Origin of the sequence: Butyricicoccus sp. Marseille-Q5471, assembly GCF_951230135.1 — a bacterium.
GTDB lineage: Bacteria > Bacillota > Clostridia > Oscillospirales > Butyricicoccaceae > Agathobaculum.
In genome coordinates, this window is sequence record NZ_CATNVC010000011.1 from 36950 (window position 1) to 61733 (window position 24784).

Genomic DNA, 24784 nt, shown 5'->3' on the forward strand with positions numbered 1-24784 from the left:
TCAATTTAACCGCGGCATCCTCCCCCGCAGCAAATGAATAGCGGAATGCAGTTGTCAATCACCACTGCATTCCGCTGCAAACAACTGTCCGTTGATGGGAAATTGCAGCAAATCCGGCCACAATCGGCGGATAACGCCAAAAAACAGTTTCTTATGCAAGCGATCCTCATAAGGGAGGGACAGCATTTTGGATAGGATTTTGCGATTGTTAAACAGCAGGAACGTGTCGTGCGCCATATCGCTCTCCAACAGAAGCCAGCTATGCCACTGTGCCATGATGAGTTCCCACTCGAACAGGTCATAAAAGTCGTAGTGATAGAGGTTTTCCGGCGTAAAACCGGTCAGGTCGATGAACTCACTCATCTTCTCAATGACGCGGGCATCATGCTGCATCGGTGTCATGGTATAGAGATAGGCGAGCGTTTCCGGCGAAAACCCACATCGCTCATGATCGCTGAGGTCGGCTTTCGCCACTTCTGCAATATTGGAGCGCAGATGGATTTTCCCATGCGGCCAGTCATCCGCATAAATCTTGTTGAGCCAGGGCAATCCGCGGGGCAGGCCGAGATTGCGCTGCCATACCTGCTCCAACTCATACAAATCCTTTTTGTATTTTTCGTTGCTCCATCGATACACGGTGTGCCGCAGTGCAAAATGCCGACAGATTGCCGTAGCCGTCTTAAAATCCTCACAGTGCGTGCTATTCTTTGTTAAATGCGTGAAAAAGGTCATATCGTCCGCCACGGCTTTGCAGGCCGACAGCGTAAACCGGGAGTCTAAACCCGCGGAAAGCGACATCATGATTTGCTCTTTTTGATGCAGCAGGGTAATTTGCCGCACCATCAGCGCCGCGACCTCTTCTTCGAGCGCGGCATAATCCGTACAGACCGGATTCTCCTCCGAAGGGAAGATGCGCGTAACCTGTTTGGTGCGCGCATCCACCTTGGTATTCGGCGTCAGCAGCCGAACATTATCATACGGCGAAATCACGCCCGGAAGACGCTTGAGCGGTGCTTTTTTATAAAAAGGATTATAGAAGAAATAACAGGCTTCATCCGAGCGTTCATATCCCATCAAATCTGCAATCATCGTGGCGTGAGACGAAAATATGACCCGGCCGATGGCTCGATCATAGTAGACGGTTCGCGTAGCGCACGCATCCGCAAAGAATTCCAGCGTGCCGCCATAGTACAGCGCCAAAACGAACCTGCCTGAAAGCTCGCTGAGATAATCGAGAAAGCAGGCTTCGGAGCTTTGGCGGCAGTGAAGCAGATTTTGCGCAATGCGCTCCGCATCGTTTTGCTCGTCAAACGGATTGAGCACCAATCCGATCAGCAGCACCGCGTCGGCATCGGCACGAGCAATCGCTGTCGGCACGCAGTCATCGCAGTATGCGGTCCACTGTGCAAACGGAATGGCACGAAATCGCCCGAACGCTTGCTGCGAACATCTGTCAACGAATCGAGGGTTTGGCAAATCGGTAAACAAAAACCCTCTTTTATAGAGCAATGCATCATATTTCCCCATCTCTTTCCTCCCAATCAGAACCGCCCGGCATCCGGTGTTATTTCATACTTAGTGGAATATCTGCATCAAAAAACGCGTCACAAACCGATACATCGGGTTTTTCATGCGGAACAACAAACCCGCTCGACGCAATGTTGAGCGCAACAATTCGGTAAACAAACAGCATCATATAGGATCCGACCGTGATATATATATATTTAAGGGTATCTTCATACATACCATCGCAAATATCATCACAGTCCACCGCTTGCTCGACGCAGACGATGCTCACATCGAGCGGATACGCCTGCAGTTCTACCAATGCATGCGGTCCGGCACTGCTGCCGCGGCAATCCGAAAAATCCGAGCAGGCAACGGCAGATTGTCCTCCGCCGTACATAGTGAATCTGCGTTCGCACCGAAAGGATACACATAAATCCATCTTTGTCTCGGTGCGGATTTCCCCGGGGATATCTTCCAAGCACACGCATTGGATGGGCAGCGGGCGCAAAAGATGGTTCAGAAACTGCAGCCTGCATGCATACTGCACACAGACTTCGATTTCCCAGCACCCTTTTTTCAGCTCTGACGGACGTACAACCGTTGTTCCCAGCTGTTCCACGTGGAAGCTTTCATCCACCAGTTTGACTTTTGAGACATAGTCCGGCAGGATCACCGGACGCCCCGGCTGCACCAGTCGCCCAAATGTCCCCGAGCCTTCCCGGTTTTCGAGAATAATACATTCGCAAGGCTCTGCGGAAATCCAAGGGCCGTATGGATCGCACGTTTTTTGCCTGCATTGGTCATATATTTTAAAAGCAAGTATGGCATCTTCCTCCTGCTTGCAGTTTGGATGATTCCATATTGGTGAGAGCATAAAATTCATCTCCTTTCCGCCCCATTCTATGAAAACGCCCGATCAAATGATTGTATTCTGCCATGGAGGTCACTATGAACGTTCTGTTCTGCGCACGCAGCAATCTGCTCACTCACCCTGCTGGGGACACCATTCAGGTGCAGAAAAGCGCTGAATACCTCCGTCAAGGCGGGATATCGGTCGAAATTGGCCCTGTCCCTTCGGCGCAATCGGATTACGAGGTCATTCACCTATGGGGGCTGCATCCCATGGAAGAAATCTATCCGGCCTTTGAACGCGCCCGGCTGAGCGGCGCCAAAATCGCCGTTTCGCCGATCTACTGGAATCTATCGCGGTACTATACCGCACTGCACAGTATTGACCGCCTCGCCCAGTGGAATTGGCTTTGCCGGTTTCGGCGGGAGATTCTCCAAGAGTGCGATAAAATTTTTGTCTCCGGACATTTGGAGATGCACTCCCTGCAGCAGGATATCGGTGTGGAGCTTCCCTACACCGTGGTGCCGAACGGCGTTGATGCGCGTGTTTTTCATCCCAAAGAGGAGGCATCCGCCCCACAGAACTCCTATATCCTTTGCGCGGCCCGCATCTGCCCGCGCAAAAACCAGCTTGCACTTGCCAAAGCCTGCGCTGCCATGAACCGACCATTGATTCTGGCCGGATCGGTTGGCAATCAACGCTATTTACAGCAGTGCCTTGCCTATGAGCAGGTGCAGTATGCCGGTGTGCTGGACTGGGAAGCGCTGTCCAAACTGTATGAACAGGCCGAGCTACACGTGCTTGCCAGTTATGTCGAGACACCCGGTCTTGCCACACTGGAGGCCGCATGCATGGGCTGCAACGTTGTCTCTACCGCCGAGGGAGATGCCTCCGAATATCTCGAAAATCTGGCAACCTACTGTGACCCCTATCAGGCTGGCAGCATTGAGCAGGCCATTGCCGATGCCCTGTCTCACAGCTTTCAGCCGCAGCTTCGGCAGCACCTGCTGGCGCACTACCAGTGGGAAGAATGCCTTGCGCCCTTGCTCCAAGGCTATCAGGAATGGCTCTAAACCGTGACGATTGGACGATAATCCTCCGTATGGCAGATAAACTGGCAGCTGCGCAGCAAAACTTCATCGCTGACCTTGCAGGTGTGCTCTGTTTTGCTTGCCCGCCGGCAGTAAACATAGTTGAAACGGTCGGTCGAGTACATGGAGACCCCGTTTTTGATGCATTCCTTTAAAAACACGCTGTCTGACCCCTGCCGTTTTTCGCGAAAACGGATATGGTCGAGCACTTCTCGCTTAATGATAAATCCCGATCCGGAGAGAAAACGGACATAACGGTTCTCCATACCGGGGCAAATCAGCGCAAGAATATGGCTGGATTCAAAATAGCAAAAATAGCTGAGTTTTCCGACGATTTCGGTTTTCGCATACGGAAAGGCGTTCATCAAATCGGTCAGAAATTCCGGTGCATAGTAATTATCATCATCAAATTTCGTGACATACGGGAAATCGCTGTGGTCAATCCCCTCGTTCAGACAGATGCCGAGCGGCAGCGCCTCATCCACGCGCAGCACTGTCGCATTTTTCGACAGACGGGCTCGTTCCTTCCACGGCTCTATGTCGATGCCGTTATGATTTAAAATGACAACCAGCTCCCTCGGCTCATATGTCTGGCAATCATAGTTTGCAAAAATGGTCTCCATCGAGTCCAGTTTGTTGGTAGCTGTCAGCACGGTAACACCGGGATGCGGCATTCTGGCATCTTCTCTGCCCAGTGCGGCCAAAATGGTCTCCAACCGATGCGTATACGTGTTTGCGGCCGCCGTTTCTCGCAAAAAAGCGAGGTCTGCCGCCGCCGGCATCAGATCCTTTCTGCCGAAATGCGTGGTGTTGACCGGCCCGCAGTTCAATAGTTGCACGCCATATGGCAAAAACGCGAAGCTTCGTTTAAAGGCATCGCGCTGGTATTGCGCCAAGGTCTGCGGGTTGGCAACCAAGATATGGTCAAACGGCGCGGCAAGCTGTTTTCTTTCCTCCCACCGTTCGGGGCCCTCGGTGTCCCAATAAATGGTTGGAATCCCGCAAACCTTACACCGTTGCGCCACGGCTTGCAGCGTGCTGAGCCTCCACTGCCACGGAATTGCGTTTTCACTCACTGTGGCAGGCGACTGCGCCAGAAAAAAGGTGATGTTTCCGCTATTGAGCGTATCCTCCCAGTTTTCCTGACACAGAGGAAGCAGGTTGCACTCACTCTCCATATCCCACAAAAGCGATGGCTGCAGCATGCAGGCAACCGTCACATCGTCCCGCACCTTAGGCATGCCGGACAGGTTGGGCGGGACGGCAGAATACTTTTCATAGCTGCGGATATTCGGTAAAATCGGCATAGTGTTCCCCTCCGGACGTACTTATCATTGAAAAAGCGCTACGCCGCTCGTCGGTTTCAGCACATGCTGCGTATCCATTATAATAGGCGGCGTTGCCATATGAGCAGCAAGCGCGGCGGTATCCAGCGGCATCGCACGCTGCAGCGCCGTAATCACAAGGCAGTCGGCATCCTGCACGGCATCCGCAAGCGAAGCCGCCTGAAACGGAAACTGCGGCGGCACCAGCGGGTCATAGGCACGCACCTGCGCCCCGATATCCTCAAGCTCCCGAATTAAATCGAGCGCCGGACTGTTTCGCAAATCCGCGCAGTAGCTTTTCATCGCAAGCCCCGCAACGGCAATTTTTGCACCCTTCACCGATTTTCCGGCCTTGCTCAAGGCTTGGATCATCCGTTGCGCCAGCTGATGCGGACGCTCCTGATTCAGTTTTCGTGCGGTTTGAGACAGGGTCAGACCGTCATCCGGCATCGCCCCCCGCAGGTAGGACAGCGCGTTTGGCAGGCAATAGCCGCCCACGCCCGGCCCTGAGGTCAGCATGGAAACGCGGGGATTGACATTTACGAGCTGCTGCAGCTCCGCATCATCAATTTTCAGTGAAACGGCAGCGTCGCTGATTTCGTTTGCAAATGCAATGTTGACGTCCCGGCAGATATTCTGCACCACTTTGGCCATCTCGGCGGTTCGGATATTGGATGCGGTGTGAATCGGAACCTGGGTGACGGTACGGAAAAAGGCAAGCGCCTTTTGCAGGCTTTCTTCATCCATGCCGGACAGAATCAGCGGATTTTTCTCCAATTCCTCAAACGCCTGCGTTTCAATGATGGTTTCCGGGCAGTACGCGAAGTGGAACGGCAGATTGCGCCGCTGCAAAATGGGCAGAATGGTCGTTTCGCAGGTTCCCGGAATCATGGTGGAGCGGAGAACAATCAGGTCGTGCGGCGCCAGCACATCTGCGATGGCCTCTACCGCACAATGACCGGCGACAGATCCTTGCTTCCATCCGGTCGGTCTGCGATGCCGACCGAGATCAGAAACACCGCCGGTTCTGCTCCGACCCGGTCAATCTTTTCTCCTATTTGAAGCACACCGCGTTCGATGAGTGTTTTTGCGATTTCTTTGATGGGAACACCGTTGCGGTATTCCTCTATATCAATACGGCCAGCACGGATTTGTGCAATGCGCTCACAATCGATATCGACCCCAAGCACAACTTGACCCGACAGAGCAAGCCAACATGCGAGCGGAAGTCCAACATGCCCAAGGCCTAGAACATAAGATGTCATGGTTTTCCTCCTAAAATCACTTTCAAATCAGTGTATGCGTATGCTGATATGCAAGTGCCCGCCGTTTGGCCGTATTCACAGGCATCCCTACAATAGCCGCGGACAGGCCCATATCCTTTTCCAGCCTTGACGAGAAATATCTTTATGTTATATTAACAAATTAATTTACTAAACGTATATCATTGTTCCTCCTTGACTATCCGGCACTCACATGACAGACACTTGCAGATTGCATAAACAGATAGGAAACAACTCTCTCCTTTACACGAAATTGGAACTCGTGCCCTCATGCCTGCAGCGAAGTATTGTCTCGCGTACTTTATAATGCTTTTCGATCCGGATACACTAAATGCAGTCTGCAAAGGAGGACTTTGATTATGATTGAAAATCGGTTTAAAGACAAGGTGTTTATTATTACCGGCGCTGCCGGAGGCATTGGACTTGCCGCCGCGCGCCGCGCCGCCGCAGAGGGTGCAAAGCTGGTTCTCGCCGACCGGAAAGACGAGATGAGCAAAACCGCCCTAAGCGAGCTTCAAAAAATCACTCCGGAGGTCACATTTCTGATTCTGGATCTTTCTTCAGAGGAAAACTGCAAAAAACTAATTGAAACCGCCTGGAACAAATATGGCCGCATTAACGTGTTGGTGAATAACGCGGGCATTACCGGCATGCCGGCACCGGTGCACAGCATGAGCACCCCTATGTTTGTGGAGGTCATGTCCTGCAACGTGTTCAGCACATTTTTCTGCTCGCACTACGCGCTTGCCCGCATGATAGAGCAGGGCGGCCACGCGTGCGTCGTGAACGTATCCTCGGTTGCGGGTCTGACCGGCTTTCCCGGACATTCCGCCTATGTGACGTCCAAACACGCCTTAAGCGGTCTGACCAAAAATATGGCGATGGACTACGCCAAGTACGATATTCGGGTCAACGCGGTCAATCCCGGCACAACCGATACCCCGATGTACCGCGAGGCACTCGCGTTTCTTGCTAACAAAAAAGCGTCGGCAAGCGAAACACAGGTGGATTTGGACAAGGCGGTTTGTCCGCCTAAAATGGTATCTGCACAGGCCAGAATTGCGAGTGTCGAGGAAGTGTCTAACGTAATTCTGTTTCTGGCAAGCGACGAGGCAAGCAATATGACCGGCACCACCGTCCCTGTTGACGGGGGATTTGTGTGCTTCTGAGTGTGCGAAACAGCTCTCGCACACTCAATATTGTCCATCCAATGCAACCCAATTAAGCAAAAGCCGCCGCAAAGCGCTATGCGGCGGCTTTGTTTTGCGTACTCTGCTTGCGCGGCATAACAGCGCGGGAAGCATGCCCCGCCCTTTCTCGCAAACGTATTCGTTTGTAAGAGAGTAATATTTCTCAAGCTTACATACTCGATAAATTACACTCATTTATACGACTATATCCATTTTTATTCCAAAATTCTTATATGACAAAATTTTAGAGCAAAATTTGTCGCTGTTGTATAAAACAAGGGGATTCCAAGCAAATTTCAATAATAAAGCAACTTTTTGCGTCACAAATCGCAAACGTTTCCGATAAATCAATTACCCTAATTTTGTCGAGATTTATTTCGTGTTTTTTTGTCTGCTTTCCTGTGTTATCATAAAAAACAGATTCCAAAAAGCACCCTTTGAGAGAGAAGAGCGCACAGGAATCCGAAGGAAGAGGAGGAGTAAATCAGATGAAGAAGCAACTCAAACGCATACTTTCCGCACTGCTTGCGACAGTGCTGACAGTAAGCACTGCCCCACTGTCTCTGGCAGCAGATTCGAATCCGGCATTTAAGAACGGTCCGTATCTGTTGGTCCCGAAGACCGACAGCATGGTCGTCGTGTGGGAATCAACAGCCAAGGCGGACGCTACCATTGCGTTCGGCACCGATGAAGCCACGCTCGGCAACCCCATTGCGGTACAGGCAGACGCAACCGCGCCCGAATTCCAGGGCGCCAAGATGAACCTGTATCACTATAAGCTGAGCGGCCTGACCCCCGGCACCCGTTACTACTACGAGGTCAAGCTCGCGGGCGGAGAAAGCTGCAAAGCTAGCTTCAAAACGCTGGAAACCGATCCGGAAAGCGTCAACCTGATGTCGCTGTCCGACTCACATATTTTCGCAACACGCGATGAACTGGACGCGGCTGTCAAGTCCAACGATCCGGCGTTTCTGATTCACTGCGGCGACCTTGTGGAAGGCACAGGCGCACAGGCGGAGCAGTTCAGCTTCTGGTTCAAGGGGACGACCGAGAATGACTTTATCCATTCCTATCCGGTCGTTTACTCAAGCGGCAACCACGATCAGGGCGGTGATTTCTATAACGCCTATGTCTACAACATTCAGGATGCAGAATACGGCGCGGAAGTCAACGGCGACAGCTCGTTCAACTACGGCGGCGTACATATTACCCTGATGAACAGCGCACCGTGGGGTCTGTATCAGATGAACTCCGAGGCAACCGGCAACACGGCGGATGCTTCCACCATCGAAACAATCAACAAGGCGATGGCATGGCTGAAAAAGGATTTGGCGAGCGAAGCGGCAAAGAATGCTGACTTCCGCATCCTGACCATGCACCACCCGAAGTCTGACGCCTACACCAACCGCTATATTCCGGCAATCGCCGAAGCAGGCAAAGTGGACCTCATGCTGGCGGGACATACCCACAGCTACCTGCGCACAGTTTCCGACGATCCGGCAATCGGCGCGAGCACGGTATACCTGACCCATCAAGATGCACGTACCAACAGCAAAAAGGGTGATTTCTTCCACATTACCGTCAATCGCGGCGAAGGCGTGCTGACGGTGGACAACTTCGGCCGCGACGGCGCGGCAGCGGCATCCAAGCTTGCAAACGAGACCAAAATCGCCAAGGACAAGCAGGTGCTGTCCTTCTCCGATATCTCCATCACCCCGAGCGAGGTGCTGTATAACGACAAGGTAACGATCAAGGCCACCGTAACAAACAACGGCAAGGGCATTGCGGCAGCGGCGATTCCGGTTGTCGACAACGGAACCACCCGTTACCTGTACAAGTTCGGCGGCGAAGTTAAGATTCTGGAGCCGGGTCAGTCCGCCACCCTGTCAGGCACGCTGGATATGACCACGCTGGGTCAGCACACGCTGTCCCTTGCCGGCAAAACAACCAATGTTAACGTCAAGTACCGTACCGCAACCTTTTCGTATGATAACGTGCGCATCAAGCAGGGCACGGGCGAGAAAAACGACATCAACAGCAACGTCATCAGCCTGAAGGCAGATGTCACCAACATCGGCAACGAAGCCGGCATGGCGGCAACTGAATTCAAGATTGACGGCAAAACCGTGGCAGCCAAGAGCTACGCGCTGCAGTCCGGTGAGAAAAAGACCGCGGAGTTCACCTATACCTTCGATAAGGCAGGCGAATATCAGGTGACCGTCGGCACGGCTGCTCCGCGCACTGTGTATATTGAAGGCTCGATTCAGGGCATGCCGATCATCAAGGACAAGTCCGGCAACGGCAACGATGCTTACCTGCATGGACAGCCTGAACTGGGCACCGACGATCAGGGACACCAGACCGTGATTTTTGACGGTCTGCGCGACTACATCGAAATTCCGGACAACGGAGGCTATACGGTCACCGATGCTATGACCGGCATGGTTTGGGCAGATCTTCCCTCTGCGGGCACAACCAAGGGCGGCGTCAGCGAGCTGACCGAGCAATACACCGACGGCAAGGGCGTTGTGGCCGACCACAACCCGCTCATGCTCAAGGGCATCGGCCTTGGCTGGGGTACACCGTACCTGTTCCGCATCGCAGTACGCGAGACCGGAAAGGTCACCTACGGCGTATGCTTCTACGATGACAACGGCGAATTTAGCTGGAACGACGGCAGCGACGACAAGGCGGGCATCCAGAAGGATACCTGGGTGCAGTATACCAGTGCCTTTAACTTTGCCACCGGCGGCGATTCCTATCAAAATGGCTACAACAGCGCACACGTTGACCAGCCGCCCTTCGATGCGCCGGTCAAAAACTACGAGGGCGTGCCGATGTACATCGGTCTGGGCTTCAAGAACACACTGCTGACCGGACGCAACCGCGGTATGTATCACACCATGCTGCCGGGCGCGGTTTCTCAGGTTCGCTTCTACACCACCAAGGTTTCCGCACAGGAAAACGACGCGGTGCGCACCAATCCGACCGTAGCAGGCGCTTCGGCAAAGGATCTGAAAATCTGGCTTGATTTCGACAGCAAAAACATCGTGACCACCGGCACGCACACCACCGAATGGACTTCGGTCACCGCAGCACCGACCTCGCTGTCCTATGATGCGGCATTTGCCGGCAAGGCCTCCATCAAGGCGACCGTACAGACGTCGGATGATGGCAAGACCGTCAAGGAAGCCAAGGAATACACCCTCCAGAGCGGTGCGGACACTCTTGACCTGACCGCACTGGGCAGTGCCAAGTATGTTCGTGTGCTCACGACCTTCGTATCTGACCTCAACAGCACCCAGTCGAGCGTGCCCGTACTGAATGAGTATGTTCTGACCGCCGGCACGGTCAAGCGTTGGAATACGCTGGTTGACTGGCAGGCCGGTACATTTGCCAACGCGGCAGGCCACCAGTCTGGTGACGTTTACCGCGACCACGCGGCAGACTTTGACGACTATTCCGGTGCGGCAGATACGCCTGATTCCGTCGGCTTTACGGACATTGCAGGCCACTGGGCCAAGGACGCCATCGGCTATGTAACCGAAAACGGCCTGTTTAACGGCACTTCGGGCGTAACCTTCTCTCCGGATGCCGGCATGACCCGCGCGATGTTCGTCACCGTACTCGGCCGCCAGGCCAATGCCTCCTCGGCAGCCGCCAAGAGCAAATTTACAGACGTTGCGGCGGATGCTTACTATGCAGGCTATGTTGCATGGGCGGCAGCGCAGGGCATTGTCACCGGCACGGATGACACACACTTCTCCCCTGACGAACTGGTCACCCGCGAACAGATGGCGGCGATTCTGCAGCGCTATCTGGATGTAACCGGCGTCAAGCTGGAAGCCGGCAGCAGTCAGACCGGCTTTGCTGACAGCAGCGCGATTTCGTCCTACGCGGCGGACGCCGTTGGCAAAATGCAGGCCTGCGGCCTGATTAATGGCAAGGAAAACAACCGTTTTGACCCGCAGGGTACTGCAACTCGTGCAGAAGTTGCAACGATTCTGCAGCGTTTCGCTCAGAAAATCGCAAAATAAGCAAATTACATCAAAACAAGAGCGCCCCGACCGGAAAACCACTGGTCGGGGCGCTCTTTTATCTTCCTCTTCAAAGCGATTTTCCTCAATTTCCTTCGCCTTCCAGAACTGCGACCCATCGCTGCGCGCTGCTGTTTTTCAGATAGACATAGTTCATCTCACGCAGGATTGGCGACGCGTTCAAATAGAACACATCCAAGTTCTGTGTGCTTTCGGCTACCGCCTGATAGACAAACGAAATGCCCAGTCCCGCTGCGACCAGCTGTGTGGTGACCGCAAAGCTGCTGACACAGCAGACCGAACGGAAGCTGTCAATGGCGTAATTGCTCTGCTCCAATAGCTGCTCCAATACCGCACGCGTACCGGAGCCTGACTCTCGAACCACCAGTGTTTCCGCGAGCAGCTCCTCTATCGAAATTTTGCGTCCGGCAAAGGCATGTCCTTTCGCGCAAATTCCGACAAAGGGTTCCTGCCGGTAAAGCTTTGCGCCGTATGCCGTACGGTCGAAAAACCCTTCAATCAACGCAATATCCAGTTCGCCGCGGTCAAGCAGCTCCAATAAGTGCGCTGTATTATCCACCAGCAGCGAGGGTTGGTAGACACCCTCCTGCCACAGTTGTACAAAGCGGGTCGGCAGTATATACTCCCCAATGGTTTTCGTAGCGCCGATGCGCAGGATTTCCCGCTCGTGCACTGCTGCGATTGCACGCTGCACTGTTTGCTGATCGTAGCGGGCGGATCGGGCATATTCCTCCAGCAATTTGGCTGCATCGGTTTTGGCCAGCGAGCGGCCGTCATAGGAGAACAGGCGGCAGCCGTAGACACGCTCCAGATAATGAATGTGCTGCGTTACCGCAGGCTGCGTCATGTTCAGTTGCTCGGCCGTTATCCGGTAATTCATAATTTCGCACAATTTTAAAAACGTATCCATGCGGTAATCCAGCATTGCACACCTCAATAAATTTCGCTTATCGGTTCATTATATTTAATAATTTTACTTTATCACTATTGCGCGGTAAAATCAAATCAATTCATACAAAGGGGAATAAAAAATGAGAAAACTTGAACGCGTAACTGCGGTGATTCCGGGTTTTGTCGCCGCGCTGTTGGTTGCGATTGCTGCAATCTGGATTGAGAGCCTGCTCCCGATTCCACTCATCGGCGCATCTGTGCTCGCCCTGTTCATCGGCATGGGCATCAACGCCTTCTGGAAGCCGGTTCGAATTGCCAGCGGACTGCAATTCACCTCGAAAAAAGTGCTCAAATTTGCAATTATCCTTTTGGGGGCATCGTTAAGCATTGATACGATTTTAAATATAGGGCGGATGTCCTTGGTTGTGATGTGTTTTACGCTACTGACCTGCTTTGGCGGCGGTTATTTCATCGGCCGGGCACTGGGCATCAACTGGAAGCTGTCCAACCTGATTTCCGCCGGAACGGGCATCTGCGGGGGCAGTGCCATTGCCGCCATCTCCCCTGTCATTGAGGCGAAGGATCGCGATATTGCCTATGCCATGTCCGCAACGTTTTTATTCGACATGGTGATGATTCTGCTGTTTCCTCTGATGGGGCGCTGGCTTGGCTTGAGCGACGTCGCCTATGGTCTGTGGTCCGGCACGGCTGTGAATGACACATCAAGCGTTGTTGCAGCCGGATATGCTTTCAGTGAAGCGGCCGGTGATTTTGCAACAATGGTAAAGCTCACCCGAACGCTCTCCATTATTCCGGTGGTCATCATCTTTGCACTGCTGAATGCGCATATTAAGAAAAAGGAGGCTCTCGCCGCAGGAAACGGAGCAGACGCATCTGGCGCACACGAAAAAGTGCGATTTACCGCGTTGATGCCGTGGTTCATCGTAGGTTTTCTCGCACTGGCAGCGGCAAACAGCGTGGGCATGATTGCGCCGGAACTTGCTGCAGCAGCAAAGGAACTGAGCAAATTTCTAATGGTTGCCGCCCTCGGGGCGATTGGCCTGAATACCAGCTTTTCGGAAATGCGCAAATCCGGCCCTGCACCGATGCTACATGGGTTTATCATCTCTGCGCTCGTCGTCATTGTAGCCATTGCGGTTGAGTACTGCATGGGCATCGTGTAACAGAAAAAACAGCACGTATTGAACCGTCAATACGTGCTGTTTGCTTACGTTTGGCTTATCCTGCTGCAAAGGATAGCGCTATCCCAACCGCCGCGCTAGCGGCAATGTAGGTGACCGGATGCTTTTTCAGTTTTCGGATGAGGATAAAGATCAGTACAAAGTAAAGGATTTTTCTCCAGTGAAACAAGTCAGTCATCCGATGGCCTTGCGCGAACGCCGAAAGGTTGAGCAAAGACATTTTGATCACGTCATATCCCGCCACAGCAATCAGGCCGGTCACCGCGGGGCGCATGCCATAAAACATGCCTTCAACCAAGGTGCTGCGCCGAAATTTCTGCAAATACTTTGCGGCAATGCACACAATTACAACGCTCGGCAACACTTCACCCACGGTTGCCGCGATACCGCCCGCCAGACCCGCGACATGATACCCCACATAGGTTGCCATATTGATGCCGATTGGCCCGGGAGTGGATTCCGAAATTGCAATCATATCGGTAATCAGCGCTTCTGAAAACCATCCGGTCTGCACACTTAGATGCTGCAGGAAGGGCAGCGTTGCCATCCCGCCGCCAACCGCAAACAGTCCGATTTTGAGGAATTCGCAGAATAGTCTTAGATAAATCACGAATCACGCCCCCTTATGCTTCACTGCGGCAACGCCGATGACCGCTGCTGCAATGACAATCAGGATGGGAGAAACGTCGAAAAACTCCATTGCGCAGAATACCGCGATGCATAGCACGGCTCCCAAGCCATCCTTGACGCCCTTTTTCCACAGGCCAATCACCGCATCCAGAATCAGGGCCGCCACACATACCGATATGCCTGCAAATGCATTGCGCACCATTGGATTATCCTGAAAATTCGTCAAACAGGCGGCAATAAACGTCATGATGATGACGCACGGACTGACTACGCCGAGCGCAGCAGCAATCGCGCCGGGCACGCCGCGATGCATTCTTCCGATAAACACCGAAACATTGACCGCGATAATGCCGGGCAGACCTTGGCTGACCGCAAAATAGTCCATGACATCTTCGTTTGAAATCCAGCCGCGCTTTTCAACGATTTCGCGCTGCAAAATCGGCAGCATGGCATATCCGCCGCCGAACGTAACGGCGCCCATCTTAAAAAACGTTCGGAAGATTTCCCAAAGTTCTTTCATGTTTTCCCCCTCTGTTTACCGCTTATCTGCCCGGTCGATTGCATTTCCTTCCTACAATATGCTTCCTTTCCGCTTGCTTCATGCACCTCCCATCGTTTTTCCCGCAGATTGCCGCATGCATTTTTTCGCCGTTGCTGTTCAGCGCCGAAACACGCCCCGAAAAAGGTATTATAGTTGCGATTCCGGCAAAAATCACGTATAATAAAATTCTATTCTATACGCTCTGCTGCCTCAGCCAGAAGCGTGATACTAAGGAGACGGCATGAGTATTTTAACAGTCAGCCACGTCAGCCACGGATTCGGCGGACGACAAATTTTACAGGACGCATCCTTTCGCCTGCTCAAGGGCGAGCACATCGGTCTGGTGGGCGCAAACGGCGAGGGAAAGACGACTTTTCTGGACATCATCACCGGTAAGCGCGAGCCGGACGAAGGCTCTGTCAGCTGGTGCAATCATATCACCACAGGCTACCTCGATCAGTTCAGCACGTTGGAAAAAGGTCTGACCATTCGGGATGTACTGCGCTCTGCCTTTGCCCATATGTATGCACTGGAGCAGGAGCTGCTCGCATTGTACGACAAAATGGGCGAGAGCAGCGAGACGGAGTTGGAACAGCTGATGGAAGACGTCGGCGAGATTCAGGAGATTTTGGAGCACAGCGGCTTTTATGTGCTTGATACCAAAATCGAGGAATACGCGGGCGGCCTCGGTCTGATGGAGGTCGGTCTGGAGCGGGACGTAACCGAGCTGTCCGGCGGCCAGCGTGCCAAGGTGCTGCTGACCAAGCTGCTGCTGGAAAACCCCATGATCCTGATTTTGGACGAGCCTACCAACTTTTTAGATGAAAATCATATCGCATGGCTCAAGCGCTTTCTGCAAAACTACGAGAACGGCTTTATTCTGGTCTCCCACGACACGGAATTTATGAGCGATGTCGTCAACGTCATCTACCACATGGAAAATGCAACGCTAACCCGGTATTCGGGCAGCTATCAGCAGTTTATGGAGCTGTACGAGGTCAAAAAGCGGCAGATTGAGCAGGCTTATGAAAAGCAGCAGAAGGAAATCGCCCATCTTGAGGACTTTGTTGCCCGCAATAAGGCACGTGCTGCGACGGCGACGCTCGCCCGCAGCCGCCAAAAGCGGCTCGACAAAATGGAGGTCATCGAGATTGCCAAAGAGCGCATCAAGCCTGTTTTCTCGTTTACACCCGCCCGCACGCCCGGCCGCGAGGTCATTGTGGCGAAGAATTTGGTTCTGGGTTATGACGAGCCCTTGACCCGTCCGGTGGATGTGGTGGTCGAACGCAACCAGAAGATTGCCATTCGCGGCGTGAACGGTTTGGGCAAATCGACGCTGCTGAAAACCCTGCTCGGCCTGATTTCGCCGGTAGCGGGCACAGTGGAGCAGGATCAATTTGTCGAAGTCGGCTACTTTGAGCAGGAGGAGCGGGACAACGACCGCACAGCACTCGAAGAAATCTGGAGCGAATTTCCCGGCATGAGCAACGGCGAGGTGCGTGCTGCACTGGCGCGGTGCGGCCTGACCAGCGAACACATCACCACGCAGATGCGCGTGCTCTCCGGCGGCGAAAACGCAAAGGTGCGCCTGTGCAAGCTGATGCTGCGGCCGATGAATTTACTGGTGCTCGACGAGCCCACCAATCATCTGGATGTGGACGCCAAGGACGTGCTGAAAGAGGCAATTCGCGCCTTTAAGGGAACGGTGCTGCTGGTGAGCCACGAACCTGAATTTTACAGCGACCTTGTAACCACAGTCTGGAATGTAGAGGACTGGACCACCAAGCTGATTTAAGGCACCACCGCACATTTCTAAGTGCGGGATTGCGCAGTCAGATTTTTTGCCAGATGTGTCAAAAAGCGCAGCAAATACTTTGTGTATTTGCGAGCATTTTTGGCGCATATGACGGAAAAGATGCAAGCAAGCGTGCGCTTAAGGCGCTAGCCGCGAATTGTGCGGTGTTGCCTTAAGGAAAATAAAAAGAGCGTGTGATCTATCTATGGTCACACGCTCTTTTTGATTCGCAGGGGTATATCGCACCATTATGCTGTTCGCTTAGAGAATCACGCCGTCACGGAAGATAGAAATCTCCTTGTAGCCGTTCTCCTCGCTCCGAGTGCGGACGCGGCCGGAGGCCACATCGAGCAAACAGCGGAAAAATGCGTCCGACACCTCGTCCCACGACGCGCCATCCAAAATCTGTCCGGCATTAAAGTCAATCCAGTGCGGCTTGCGGGCGGCCAGCTCGGAGTTGGACGACACCTTGATTGTTGGCACAGGTGCGCCGAACGGATTGCCGCGGCCGGTCGTAAAGCAGATAATCGTCGCCCCGGAGCAGGCCAGATTGGTGCACGAAACCTGATCGTTTCCCGATCCGGTCAGCAGATTCAGGCCGTTTTTCATTACCGGATCGCCGTAGCCGAGCACACCGACCACCGGCGCTGTGCCGCCCTTCTGCACACAGCCGAGCGACTTCTCCTCCAGCGTCGAAATGCCGCCCGCCTTGTTGCCGGGCGAGGGATTTTCATAAATCACCTGCCCGTGGCGAGTGAAATAGTCCTTATAATCGTTGATGAGCGAAACCGTTTGCCCGAAGGTTGACTCATCAACGCAGCGCGCCATCAGCAGCTGCTCCGCGCCGAACATCTCGGGCACCTCGGTCAGCACGCACGAGCCGCCGGTGCGCACCACGCGGTCGCACAGTCTGCCGCACAGCGGATTGGCCGTCACGCCCGAAAACGCGTCTGAGCCGCCGCACTTGAAGCCGACCACCAGCTTGGATGCGGGCACGCTCTGCCGCGCCAGACCGCCGACCGCTTCGTTCAGCTCGTCGAGCAGTTCCATGCCCGCCGCATATTCGTCCTCGACCTGCTGTGTGACGAGGAATTTCACGCGATTTTCGTCAACTTTGCCCAGATAAGGGCGAAAAACATCCAGATTGTTATTTTCGCAGCCGAGCGACAGCACGAGTACGCCGCCCGCGTTCGGATTCTGAATCAGTCCGGCGAGCAGCTTCATCGTCGTCGCCTGGTCGTCGCCAAGCTGCGAGCAGCCCATGTTATGGGGATAGGCGCGGACATCGTCAAACCGGTTGCCGAACCGCGCCCGCGCTTCGTCCGCCAACCGCTCAGCCGTTCGGTTGACGCAGCCGACCGTCGGCACAATCCACAGCTCATTGCGCACACCCGCCCGTCCGTCCGGACGGAGATAACCCTCGAACGTCGCCTGCTCCGAAACACCGTCGAAGGCTGCAAGCGCTGCCTTGTCGGGTTGATAGCCATAGTCAAGCTGCCCGTCAAGATTGGTTTTCAGGTTATGCGTGTGAATATGCGCACCGACATGGATGTCCTGCACGGCGCGGCCGATGGGACTGCCGTATTTCATCACATTTTCACCCGCCGCGATTTCGCGCAGCGCGACCTTATGGCCGAAGGGGATGTCATCCCGCAGGGTGACGGTCTGTCCGGCGACCTCATAGGTCTCTCCCCCGCACAAATCAGCGAGCGCGACCGCCGCGTCGTCGCCGTCATGCACCAGAATCAGGCCTTTTTTCATTGAAGTGCCTCCTTAAACGAGCGCCGCGACCACGTCACGCATCGGCTTTTGCTCCATCGCGGTGAGATAGTCTGCGACCGCGTCCGCAAGACCTGCCACCTCAGTCAAATCCGCACCGCCCCAGAAGGATTTGTGCGATAGCACCGCATCCGCAACGCCCGCCGCGTCCTTGTCTGCCCACAGGTCGGCGAAGAATGCGAGCACCTCGGTATCGTCCTTAATCTGATATGTCGTGCCGTCGACACGCTTTCCCATGTACGCGCCGTCCTGCATTTCACCCTGATAGAACTTGATGAACGCAGCAAGCGAGAAGGTCAGCGCCTGCGGCAGCTCGCCCTTTGCCTGCACATAGCCGATGAGGCTCGGCAAGCAGCGCGCGCACCACTTGGAGCACGAATTGAGCGAAATATCGAGCAGACGGTGCTTGATGTACGGATTGCGGAAGCGATCCTTCACGTCGGACGCGAACTGCATCAGCTCCTCCTTCGGCAGGTCAAGCGTCGGGATGACTTCCTCATAGAGCACCTTGTCGAGGTACTTTTCAAAAACGTCGTCCTGCATCATATCCAGCACAATGTCGTGACCAGACAGGTAAGCCGCAAGCACAGACGAGGTATGTCCTCCGTTTAGAATGCGCACTTTACGCTTTTTGTAGGGCGTCACGTCATCCGTCCAGATGACATGTGCGTCGGTCATGTGGATGGGCAAAAGATCGGCCCACTCTTTTTTGCCCTCGATGACCCAGAGGTTGAAAACCTCGCTGGTCACAATCACATCATCCGAATAGCCGTTTTTCTGCTCGAAATACTCGATTTGATCACGCGGATAGCCGGTGACGATGCGGTCAACCAGCGTCGAGCAGAAGTGGTTATCCTCGTCGACCCACCGGATGAACTCCTCGCCGAGCTTCCACTCCTCTGCGTATTGCAGCACGATGCGCTTGAGATTTGCGCCGTTGTTGTCAATCAGCTCGACCGGCAGGAACAGCAATCCCTTGTCCGCCGCGCCGCCGAACGCGCGAAAGCGTTCATACAAAAAGGCGCACACCTTGGCCGGGTAGGACTGCGGCGGCGTGTCGGTCGCCTTATCGCCCGCATGATAGGAAATGCCCGCCTCGGTCGTGTTGGAAATGACAACCTGCAAATCAGCTGAGCGCGCCATGTCCAGCAGCGCTTCGTAATCCCCATAGGGATTGATGCAGCGGGACACCGAGGTAATCTGCTCAATCTTTTCGACCGGCTTGCCATCCTCAATGCCGCGCATCGCAAGGGTGTAGAGTCCGTCCTGCGCGTTGATTTTCTCGCCCATACCCTGCGCAATCGGCTGGCACAGCACGATGCTGCCCTGATACAGTCCCTGATGATTGGCCTTGTCGATCATCCAATCGGCAAAAGCGCGCAGAAAATTGCCCTCACCGAACTGAAGCACCCGTTCGGGATAGCCCGCAGTGTCCTTTTTTACGACTTCGTTAATCTTTTGCATCACACTATTCACCCTCCAATAAAAACGCTTTCTATCGTTTTGCCTGCTCTTAGTATATATCATGCATTCTCTGTTGTATACAACATATTTTGAGAGACTCCATTTTTCTGCGTTTTCCATGAAGGTTGGGCGCTTCGCTTGTGCAGATTTTCCAAGGCATTCATCGGTTTCCCACAGCAAAAAAACCGCCCCTTCCGGGCGGTTTTTTCTTACTTATATGCGTTCTGCGGTGTTTAGCAGCAGGTCAAATGTAGAATTTTTTGATGCAATCAAATGCGCGCGCATGGCTTCAGCAGCACTCTCCCAGTCCTTGCGCAGACAGGCCTTGACGATTCCCATGTGTTCCTCCATGGTGGCGTTCAGCCGTGCCCCGCTGACCTGTCCGGTCATGACCCGGAAACGGCGGTTGTGGGTGAGAATCTGCTCATACGTGCCGCGCAGAAAGCGGTTGGGCATGGCCGACACGATGGCGTTATGAAATTCATCGTCAATGGCAAAAAAGTCAAGATTTGAATAGGCCTCGTGCGGAATGGAGAGTTCATTATAAAAGCGCATTAGCGTCTCATCCGGTATGGTTGCGCCATAATTTCGAATCGTATAGGGTTCTAAAAGCAACCGAACCTCAAAAATCATATTGATATCAGCGATGGAAAGACCGGACACCATAATGCCCTTTTTCGGGATGATGGTGATGAGTCCCTCCTGCTCAAGACGGCTGAGCGCATCCCGAATCGGCGTACGGCTTGCGCCGATGTCCTCCCGCAGCACTTCTTCATTGAGCAGCGTTCCCGGCGCAAACTCGCAGGAGATAATCTTCTCCTTAATCATATTATATGCCTGCAGTTTTAAGCTTTCCTTTTTCATGGCACGCCTCCGGTATACATGTTTTGATACAGTAAGTATACTATACGTGCTTGTTTTTGTATAGCACGAAAGTATAAAAAGACCGTCCTCTGTGGAATTTGTATAACTTTAGCGAATTACATTGTGCGCATTTTACAAAATTCCAGAAAACGGACACGAATTGGTTGACAACATTACCATGCCATAGTATCTTTGATGTATACAACAGGGTATACAAACAACAGAGGGAGGACAAATATGAAGGCAATCTTCATCCAGGCTCCGGGCGAGGTCACCGTCAGCGAAATCGAAAAGCCGACCGCCCGAGAAGGCGAAGCGCTGCTTCGGCTGCTGTACGGCGGCATCTGCGGCAGCGACCTCGGCTCTTACCGCGGCGCGAACGCATATGTTTCCTATCCGCGCATCCCGGGTCATGAATTTTCCGCAGAAATTGTTGAGATTGGCGAGAACGACAAGGGGCTGCGCCCCGGTATGATTGTCACCTGCAACCCGTATTTCAACTGCGGCCACTGCTATTCCTGCGAGCGCGGACTGGTCAATGCCTGCACCGACAACCAGACGATGGGCGTGCAGCGCGAAGGGGCGTTCGCGGAGTACATCACCATGCCGATCGAGCGCATTTATGATGGCAAGGGTTTGCCGCCCAAGACGCTCGCGCTGATCGAGCCGTTCTGCATCAGCTACCACGGCGTGTCCCGCGCAAACGTGCAGCCGGGCGAAAAGGTTCTGGTGGTTGGCGCAGGCACAATCGGCGTACTGGCGGCGGTTGCAGCCAAGGCCAAGGGCGCGGAGGTCACCATTTGCGACGTGGCACCCGAAAAGCTGGACTACGCCTACAAAACCTTCGGACTCGACCACAAACTGCTGAACGTCTCACCCGAAGCCTTTGAACAGGGCGTCGCCGACCTGAGCGGCGGCAATGGCTTTGACGTGACAATTGAAGCGGTCGGCATGCCGCAGACCTTCCAAAACTGCATCGACGCTGCGTGTTTTGGCGGTCGGGTGGTGCTCATCGGCGTTTCCAAGCGCAATATCGATGACTTCTTTTTCACCATCATCCAAAAGAAGGAGCTCAACATTTACGGCTCGCGCAACGCAATGAAGAAAGATTTTCTGGAGCTGATTAACCTCGTGCGAGAGGGCAAGGTCGATTTGGAGAAAATCGTCACCAACGAATACAAATGGACGGACGCACCTGAAGCCTTTGCTAATTTCGCGGCGGGCGCGGGGCGCATGCTCAAGGTTGTATTGGACTTCACCGTGTAACGCGGTGTATCCTTAAAGTAAGACGAAGGGACACATCTGAAAGGGGATTTTATGATGAAACTGAAAAAGATTTTTGCGGTTATGACAGCGGGCGCGATTCTGAGCACAATGCTCGCAGGCTGTGGCGGCGGAGCAAGCGCGGACGCGGGCACGGACAATGCGGGCAGCACAGCGCCGTCCTCCGACCAAAAGGTCACACTACAGATCGGTTTTGAGAACTCCATCTCCGAACCGATTGGTCAGGGACTGGAAAAATGGGCCGAGCTGGTCGAGGAAAAGTCGGGTGGCACAATGGAAATCGTGCTTTATCCGGACTCTCAGCTGGGCAGCAAGTCCGAGCTGATTGACTCCATGCTGCTGGGCGAAAATGTTTCAACGCTGGCCGACGGCGCGTTTTATGCAGACTACGGCGTGCCGGATTTCGGCATCGTCTTTGCGCCCTTCCTGTTTGACAACTGGGATCAGTGCTGGACGCTGATCGAGTCCGACTGGTACAAGGAGCAGGAAGCGAAGCTAGAGGAAAAGGGTCTTAAGCTGCTCGCCTCCAACTGGGCTTATGGGGCGCGCCACACGCTGACAGTCAAGCCTGTCAACACAGTGGACGATCTGTCAGGCATGAAGATCCGCGTGCCCAATAACGAGATTCAGTCGCTCGGCTTTGATGTGCTGGGCGCAGCCTCCACTGGCATGGACCTGGGCGATGTGTACACCGCCCTGCAGAGCAAAACCATTGACGGCGCGGAAAACCCGCTCGCTACGCTCTACGGACGCAAGCTGCACGAGGTTGCCCCTAACCTGATTCTGGACGGACATGTGCTCAACTTCACCACCTGGGTCTGCTCGGCGGACTGGTTCAACAGCCTGACCGAGGAGCAGCAGAGCATCCTGATGGAAACCGGCAAGGAGGCTGGCGTTTACAATAACGAAGTGCAGGCCGCATCCGAGCAGGAATATCTGCAGAAGATGAAGGACGAAGGCGTTACCGTCGTCGAGCCAACCGAAGAGGTGCTGCAGGGCTTCCGCGACAAGGCGCAGACCTTCTACGACATGGGCGATCGGTTCGGCTGGTCGAACGGCCTGTATGACACGGTGCGAGCAGCAATGGGCGCTGAGTAAGGCAAAACGTCGAAAACCTAATTTATTATCAAATAATTGAGGGAGCATTTATGAAACAAGAGAAAAAACTGTCCTCCTTCCTTGGCAATCTGGACGTCTGGGTGGCTTCGGCCGTACTGGCGCTCCTGATTCTGCTGACCTTTGCCGGCGTGATCTGGCGCCGTGTGTTCGGCGCACCCTTCACCTGGCTGGAGGAGGTTCAGCTTGCCTGTATGGTATGGATTGTATTTGCAGCCGGCGGCGCCGCGTTCCGTTATGGCAACCACGTTTCCATTGAAATGGTCGTCGATCTGCTGCCCCAAAAGGCGCAGAAGGTTTGCGAGGTGTTTATCTCCGTGGTAGTGGTGGGTGTTATTGCATATTTATTCTACCAGAGCTTCGGCTTCATCGGCATCTTTGCAAAAAGCGGCCGCACCACGCCCATGCTGCACATTCCCTATATGCTGATTTACGGCATTGCGCCGGTATCTTATGTGCTGATGATTGTCAGCTGGTTCTATTCGCTCGTCAGGGGCATCAAATCGGAAGCAAAGGAGGCGGTTGAGGGTGAATAGTATTCTGATTGCGGCATCCATCGTAATGCTCGTGCTGCTGTTTCTCAAGGTTCCTGTTTATCTGGCCGTGCTAGGCGGCTCAGCGGTCTATTTTGTGTGCAACCCCAGCGCCAACGCGATTATCTTCGCGCAGCAGGCCATCACGGGCACAGAAAGCATTTCTCTGCTTGCCATTCCCTTCTTCGTATGCGCTGGCATCTTTATGAACTACACCGGCGTGACCAAGCGCATTATGGACTTCTGCTCAGTAATCACCGGGCGCATGCACGGCGGTCTGGCACAGGTAAACGTGCTGTTGTCCACGCTGATGGGCGGTTTGTCCGGCTCAAACCTTGCTGACGCCGCGATGGAAGCCAAAATGCTCGTGCCCGAAATGGAGCGCAAGGGCTTCTCCAAAGAATTCTCCTCGGTCGTGACGGCGGCCTCCGCCATGATCACCCCGCTCATCCCGCCCGGCATCGCGATGATTCTTTACGGCTGCATCGCAAACGTGTCCATCGGCAAGCTGTTTATGTCGGGACTCGGCATCGGCACGCTGCTGTGCGTGACAATGATGATTCTGGTGCGCTTTGTCTCGAAGAAGCGCGGCTATGAGCCGCTGCGCACCGAAAAGGTAACGCCCAAGGAGCTTGGCACGGCGGTCAAGCCTGCCATCCTGCCGCTCTGCCTGCCGATTATCATCATCGGCGGCATCCGTCTGGGCGTCTTCACCGCGACCGAGGCCGGTGCGGTCGCCATCATCTATGCGATGGTGCTCGGTCTGGTCTACCGCGAAATGAAGGCAAAGGATTTGGCACAGGGTCTGAAGGAAACCGTGTGCACAACCGCATCCATTATGCTGATTGTTTCGGCAGCCTGCGTGTTCTCCTGGATTTTGACCAAGGAACGCATCCCGCAGCAGCTTACCGAGTGGATTGTGTCGACCATCGACAACAAATATGTCTTCCTGCTCATCATCAACGTGTTCCTGCTGATCGTCGGCATGTTCATTGAGGGCAACGCCTCAATGATCATCCTCGTGCCGCTGCTCGCGCCTATCGCGGCCAGCTACGGAATCAATGAGATTCAGTTTGCGATGATTTACATCTTCAACAACGCCATCGGCGCACTGTCGCCCCCGATGGGCACGCTGATGTTCGTCACCTGCGGCATCACCAAATGTAAAACCGGCAAGTTCATCCGCGAAGCCGTGCCGTTTTACATATTGCTGATTATCAATCTGCTGCTCATCACCTATGTTCCGGTGTTCTCTACCGGCCTTGTCTCTCTCTTTTACTAATCTGCAGAGCGCAGAACCTCTTTTCTTAATTCTATTGATTCACAGCAAAACAAAACCGCCGATGAAAAATCGGCGGTTTTGTTTTATGCACAGTGCA

At 53.9% G+C, this 24784-nt stretch carries 20 protein-coding genes; 9 read left to right on the forward strand and 11 right to left on the reverse strand.

Going from position 1 to position 24784, the window contains the following annotated elements; translation table 11 throughout:
• Positions 1-54: 54 nt before the first annotated feature.
• Both QOX26_RS11280 and QOX26_RS11285 read right to left on the reverse strand, forming a co-directional pair.
• Positions 55-1527, reverse strand: coding sequence for a hypothetical protein (locus QOX26_RS11280; protein ID WP_283675080.1), 1473 nt, complete (start codon positions 1525-1527; stop codon positions 55-57).
• 37 nt (positions 1528-1564) lie between these two features.
• A complete protein-coding gene (locus QOX26_RS11285; protein WP_283675081.1) occupies positions 1565-2200 on the reverse strand; it encodes a hypothetical protein in 636 nt (211 codons plus the stop codon).
• 257 nt (positions 2201-2457) lie between these two features.
• Between QOX26_RS11285 and QOX26_RS11290 the strand changes: the two genes are divergently transcribed.
• Complete coding sequence (locus QOX26_RS11290) at positions 2458-3432, forward strand: glycosyltransferase family 4 protein (protein ID WP_283675082.1); 975 nt, start codon at positions 2458-2460, stop codon at positions 3430-3432.
• On the opposite strand, the gene QOX26_RS11295 is transcribed toward QOX26_RS11290, so the two are convergent.
• Genes QOX26_RS11295 through QOX26_RS11305 form a run of 3 tightly spaced genes read right to left on the reverse strand, consistent with a single transcriptional unit; the run spans position 3429 to position 6040 of the window.
• A complete protein-coding gene (locus tag QOX26_RS11295; protein ID WP_283675083.1) occupies positions 3429-4757 on the reverse strand; it encodes a glycosyltransferase family 2 protein in 1329 nt (442 codons plus the stop codon). The genes QOX26_RS11290 and QOX26_RS11295 overlap by 4 nt on opposite strands.
• 24 nt (positions 4758-4781) lie before the next feature.
• Entirely contained in the window at positions 4782-5705 is a 924-nt protein-coding gene (locus QOX26_RS11300; protein ID WP_283675084.1) for a nucleotide sugar dehydrogenase, read from the reverse strand.
• Between the two features lie 14 nt (positions 5706-5719).
• Complete coding sequence (locus QOX26_RS11305) at positions 5720-6040, reverse strand: hypothetical protein (protein WP_283675085.1); 321 nt, start codon at positions 6038-6040, stop codon at positions 5720-5722.
• Positions 6041-6417: 377 nt separating this feature from the next.
• Here QOX26_RS11305 and QOX26_RS11310 point away from each other — a divergent pair, with 377 nt between their 5' ends.
• On the forward strand, positions 6418-7227 hold the full coding sequence (locus tag QOX26_RS11310; protein ID WP_283675086.1) for an SDR family NAD(P)-dependent oxidoreductase: 810 nt from the start codon (positions 6418-6420) through the stop codon (positions 7225-7227).
• Between the two features lie 509 nt (positions 7228-7736).
• Positions 7737-11285 carry an S-layer homology domain-containing protein gene (locus QOX26_RS11315; protein WP_283675087.1) on the forward strand — a complete coding sequence of 1183 codons (3549 nt, stop codon included), beginning with the start codon at positions 7737-7739 and terminating at the stop codon, positions 11283-11285.
• Between the two features lie 85 nt (positions 11286-11370).
• On the opposite strand, the gene QOX26_RS11320 is transcribed toward QOX26_RS11315, so the two are convergent.
• Entirely contained in the window at positions 11371-12231 is an 861-nt protein-coding gene (locus QOX26_RS11320) for a LysR family transcriptional regulator (protein ID WP_283675088.1), read from the reverse strand.
• Between the two features lie 106 nt (positions 12232-12337).
• Between QOX26_RS11320 and QOX26_RS11325 the strand changes: the two genes are divergently transcribed.
• Positions 12338-13381, forward strand: coding sequence for a YeiH family protein (locus tag QOX26_RS11325; protein WP_283675089.1), 1044 nt, complete (start codon positions 12338-12340; stop codon positions 13379-13381).
• Positions 13382-13436: 55 nt separating this feature from the next.
• On the opposite strand, the gene QOX26_RS11330 is transcribed toward QOX26_RS11325, so the two are convergent.
• A complete protein-coding gene (locus tag QOX26_RS11330; RefSeq protein ID WP_283675090.1) occupies positions 13437-14009 on the reverse strand; it encodes a chromate transporter in 573 nt (190 codons plus the stop codon).
• Between the two features lie 3 nt (positions 14010-14012).
• Positions 14013-14549 (reverse strand): chromate transporter, encoded by a 537-nt coding sequence (locus tag QOX26_RS11335; RefSeq protein ID WP_283675091.1) that lies wholly within the window; start codon positions 14547-14549, stop codon positions 14013-14015.
• A gap of 262 nt (positions 14550-14811) precedes the next feature.
• Between QOX26_RS11335 and QOX26_RS11340 the strand changes: the two genes are divergently transcribed.
• On the forward strand, positions 14812-16365 hold the full coding sequence (locus tag QOX26_RS11340; RefSeq protein WP_283675092.1) for an ABC-F family ATP-binding cassette domain-containing protein: 1554 nt from the start codon (positions 14812-14814) through the stop codon (positions 16363-16365).
• A gap of 261 nt (positions 16366-16626) precedes the next feature.
• Here QOX26_RS11340 and QOX26_RS11345 read toward each other — a convergent pair whose 3' ends face one another.
• The 3 genes from QOX26_RS11345 to QOX26_RS11355 all read right to left on the reverse strand — a co-directional run bounded on the left by QOX26_RS11345 (position 16627) and on the right by QOX26_RS11355 (position 20472).
• On the reverse strand, positions 16627-18126 hold the full coding sequence (locus QOX26_RS11345; RefSeq protein ID WP_283675093.1) for a UxaA family hydrolase: 1500 nt from the start codon (positions 18124-18126) through the stop codon (positions 16627-16629).
• A 12-nt stretch (positions 18127-18138) separates the two neighbouring features.
• A complete protein-coding gene (locus QOX26_RS11350; protein ID WP_283675117.1) occupies positions 18139-19608 on the reverse strand; it encodes a tagaturonate reductase in 1470 nt (489 codons plus the stop codon).
• Positions 19609-19821: 213 nt separating this feature from the next.
• The gene (locus tag QOX26_RS11355; protein ID WP_283675094.1) at positions 19822-20472 is read right to left on the reverse strand and encodes a GntR family transcriptional regulator; all 651 of its coding nucleotides are present in this window, start codon (positions 20470-20472) and stop codon (positions 19822-19824) included.
• Between the two features lie 237 nt (positions 20473-20709).
• On the opposite strand from QOX26_RS11355, the gene QOX26_RS11360 reads away from it, so the two are divergent.
• Genes QOX26_RS11360 through QOX26_RS11375 form a run of 4 tightly spaced genes read left to right on the forward strand, consistent with a single transcriptional unit; the run spans position 20710 to position 24687 of the window.
• Positions 20710-21738 (forward strand): zinc-binding alcohol dehydrogenase family protein, encoded by a 1029-nt coding sequence (locus QOX26_RS11360; RefSeq protein WP_283675095.1) that lies wholly within the window; start codon positions 20710-20712, stop codon positions 21736-21738.
• Positions 21739-21792: 54 nt separating this feature from the next.
• Positions 21793-22854, forward strand: a complete 1062-nt coding sequence (gene dctP / locus QOX26_RS11365) for a C4-dicarboxylate TRAP transporter substrate-binding protein (protein ID WP_283675096.1) — start codon at positions 21793-21795, stop codon at positions 22852-22854.
• A 50-nt stretch (positions 22855-22904) separates the two neighbouring features.
• On the forward strand, positions 22905-23408 hold the full coding sequence (locus tag QOX26_RS11370) for a TRAP transporter small permease (RefSeq protein WP_283675097.1): 504 nt from the start codon (positions 22905-22907) through the stop codon (positions 23406-23408).
• Positions 23401-24687 (forward strand): TRAP transporter large permease, encoded by a 1287-nt coding sequence (locus QOX26_RS11375; RefSeq protein WP_283675098.1) that lies wholly within the window; start codon positions 23401-23403, stop codon positions 24685-24687. The genes QOX26_RS11370 and QOX26_RS11375 overlap by 8 nt, the downstream gene beginning before the upstream one ends.
• Positions 24688-24784: the final 97 nt, after the last annotated feature.

Coding starts and splice junctions, on each gene's coding strand:
- QOX26_RS11295 (WP_283675083.1), bottom strand. CDS start 4,757: ATGCCGATTTTACCGAATATCCGCAGCTATGAAAAGTATTCTGCCGTC.
- QOX26_RS11370 (WP_283675097.1), top strand. CDS start 22,905: ATGAAACAAGAGAAAAAACTGTCCTCCTTCCTTGGCAATCTGGACGTC.
- QOX26_RS11325 (WP_283675089.1), top strand. CDS start 12,338: ATGAGAAAACTTGAACGCGTAACTGCGGTGATTCCGGGTTTTGTCGCC.
- QOX26_RS11340 (WP_283675092.1), top strand. CDS start 14,812: ATGAGTATTTTAACAGTCAGCCACGTCAGCCACGGATTCGGCGGACGA.
- QOX26_RS11305 (WP_283675085.1), bottom strand. CDS start 6,040: ATGACATCTTATGTTCTAGGCCTTGGGCATGTTGGACTTCCGCTCGCA.
- QOX26_RS11320 (WP_283675088.1), bottom strand. CDS start 12,231: ATGCTGGATTACCGCATGGATACGTTTTTAAAATTGTGCGAAATTATG.
- QOX26_RS11345 (WP_283675093.1), bottom strand. CDS start 18,126: ATGAAAAAAGGCCTGATTCTGGTGCATGACGGCGACGACGCGGCGGTC.
- dctP (WP_283675096.1), top strand. CDS start 21,793: ATGAAACTGAAAAAGATTTTTGCGGTTATGACAGCGGGCGCGATTCTG.
- QOX26_RS11315 (WP_283675087.1), top strand. CDS start 7,737: ATGAAGAAGCAACTCAAACGCATACTTTCCGCACTGCTTGCGACAGTG.
- QOX26_RS11310 (WP_283675086.1), top strand. CDS start 6,418: ATGATTGAAAATCGGTTTAAAGACAAGGTGTTTATTATTACCGGCGCT.
- QOX26_RS11290 (WP_283675082.1), top strand. CDS start 2,458: ATGAACGTTCTGTTCTGCGCACGCAGCAATCTGCTCACTCACCCTGCT.
- QOX26_RS11350 (WP_283675117.1), bottom strand. CDS start 19,608: ATGCAAAAGATTAACGAAGTCGTAAAAAAGGACACTGCGGGCTATCCC.
- QOX26_RS11355 (WP_283675094.1), bottom strand. CDS start 20,472: ATGAAAAAGGAAAGCTTAAAACTGCAGGCATATAATATGATTAAGGAG.
- QOX26_RS11335 (WP_283675091.1), bottom strand. CDS start 14,549: ATGAAAGAACTTTGGGAAATCTTCCGAACGTTTTTTAAGATGGGCGCC.
- QOX26_RS11360 (WP_283675095.1), top strand. CDS start 20,710: ATGAAGGCAATCTTCATCCAGGCTCCGGGCGAGGTCACCGTCAGCGAA.
- QOX26_RS11280 (WP_283675080.1), bottom strand. CDS start 1,527: ATGGGGAAATATGATGCATTGCTCTATAAAAGAGGGTTTTTGTTTACC.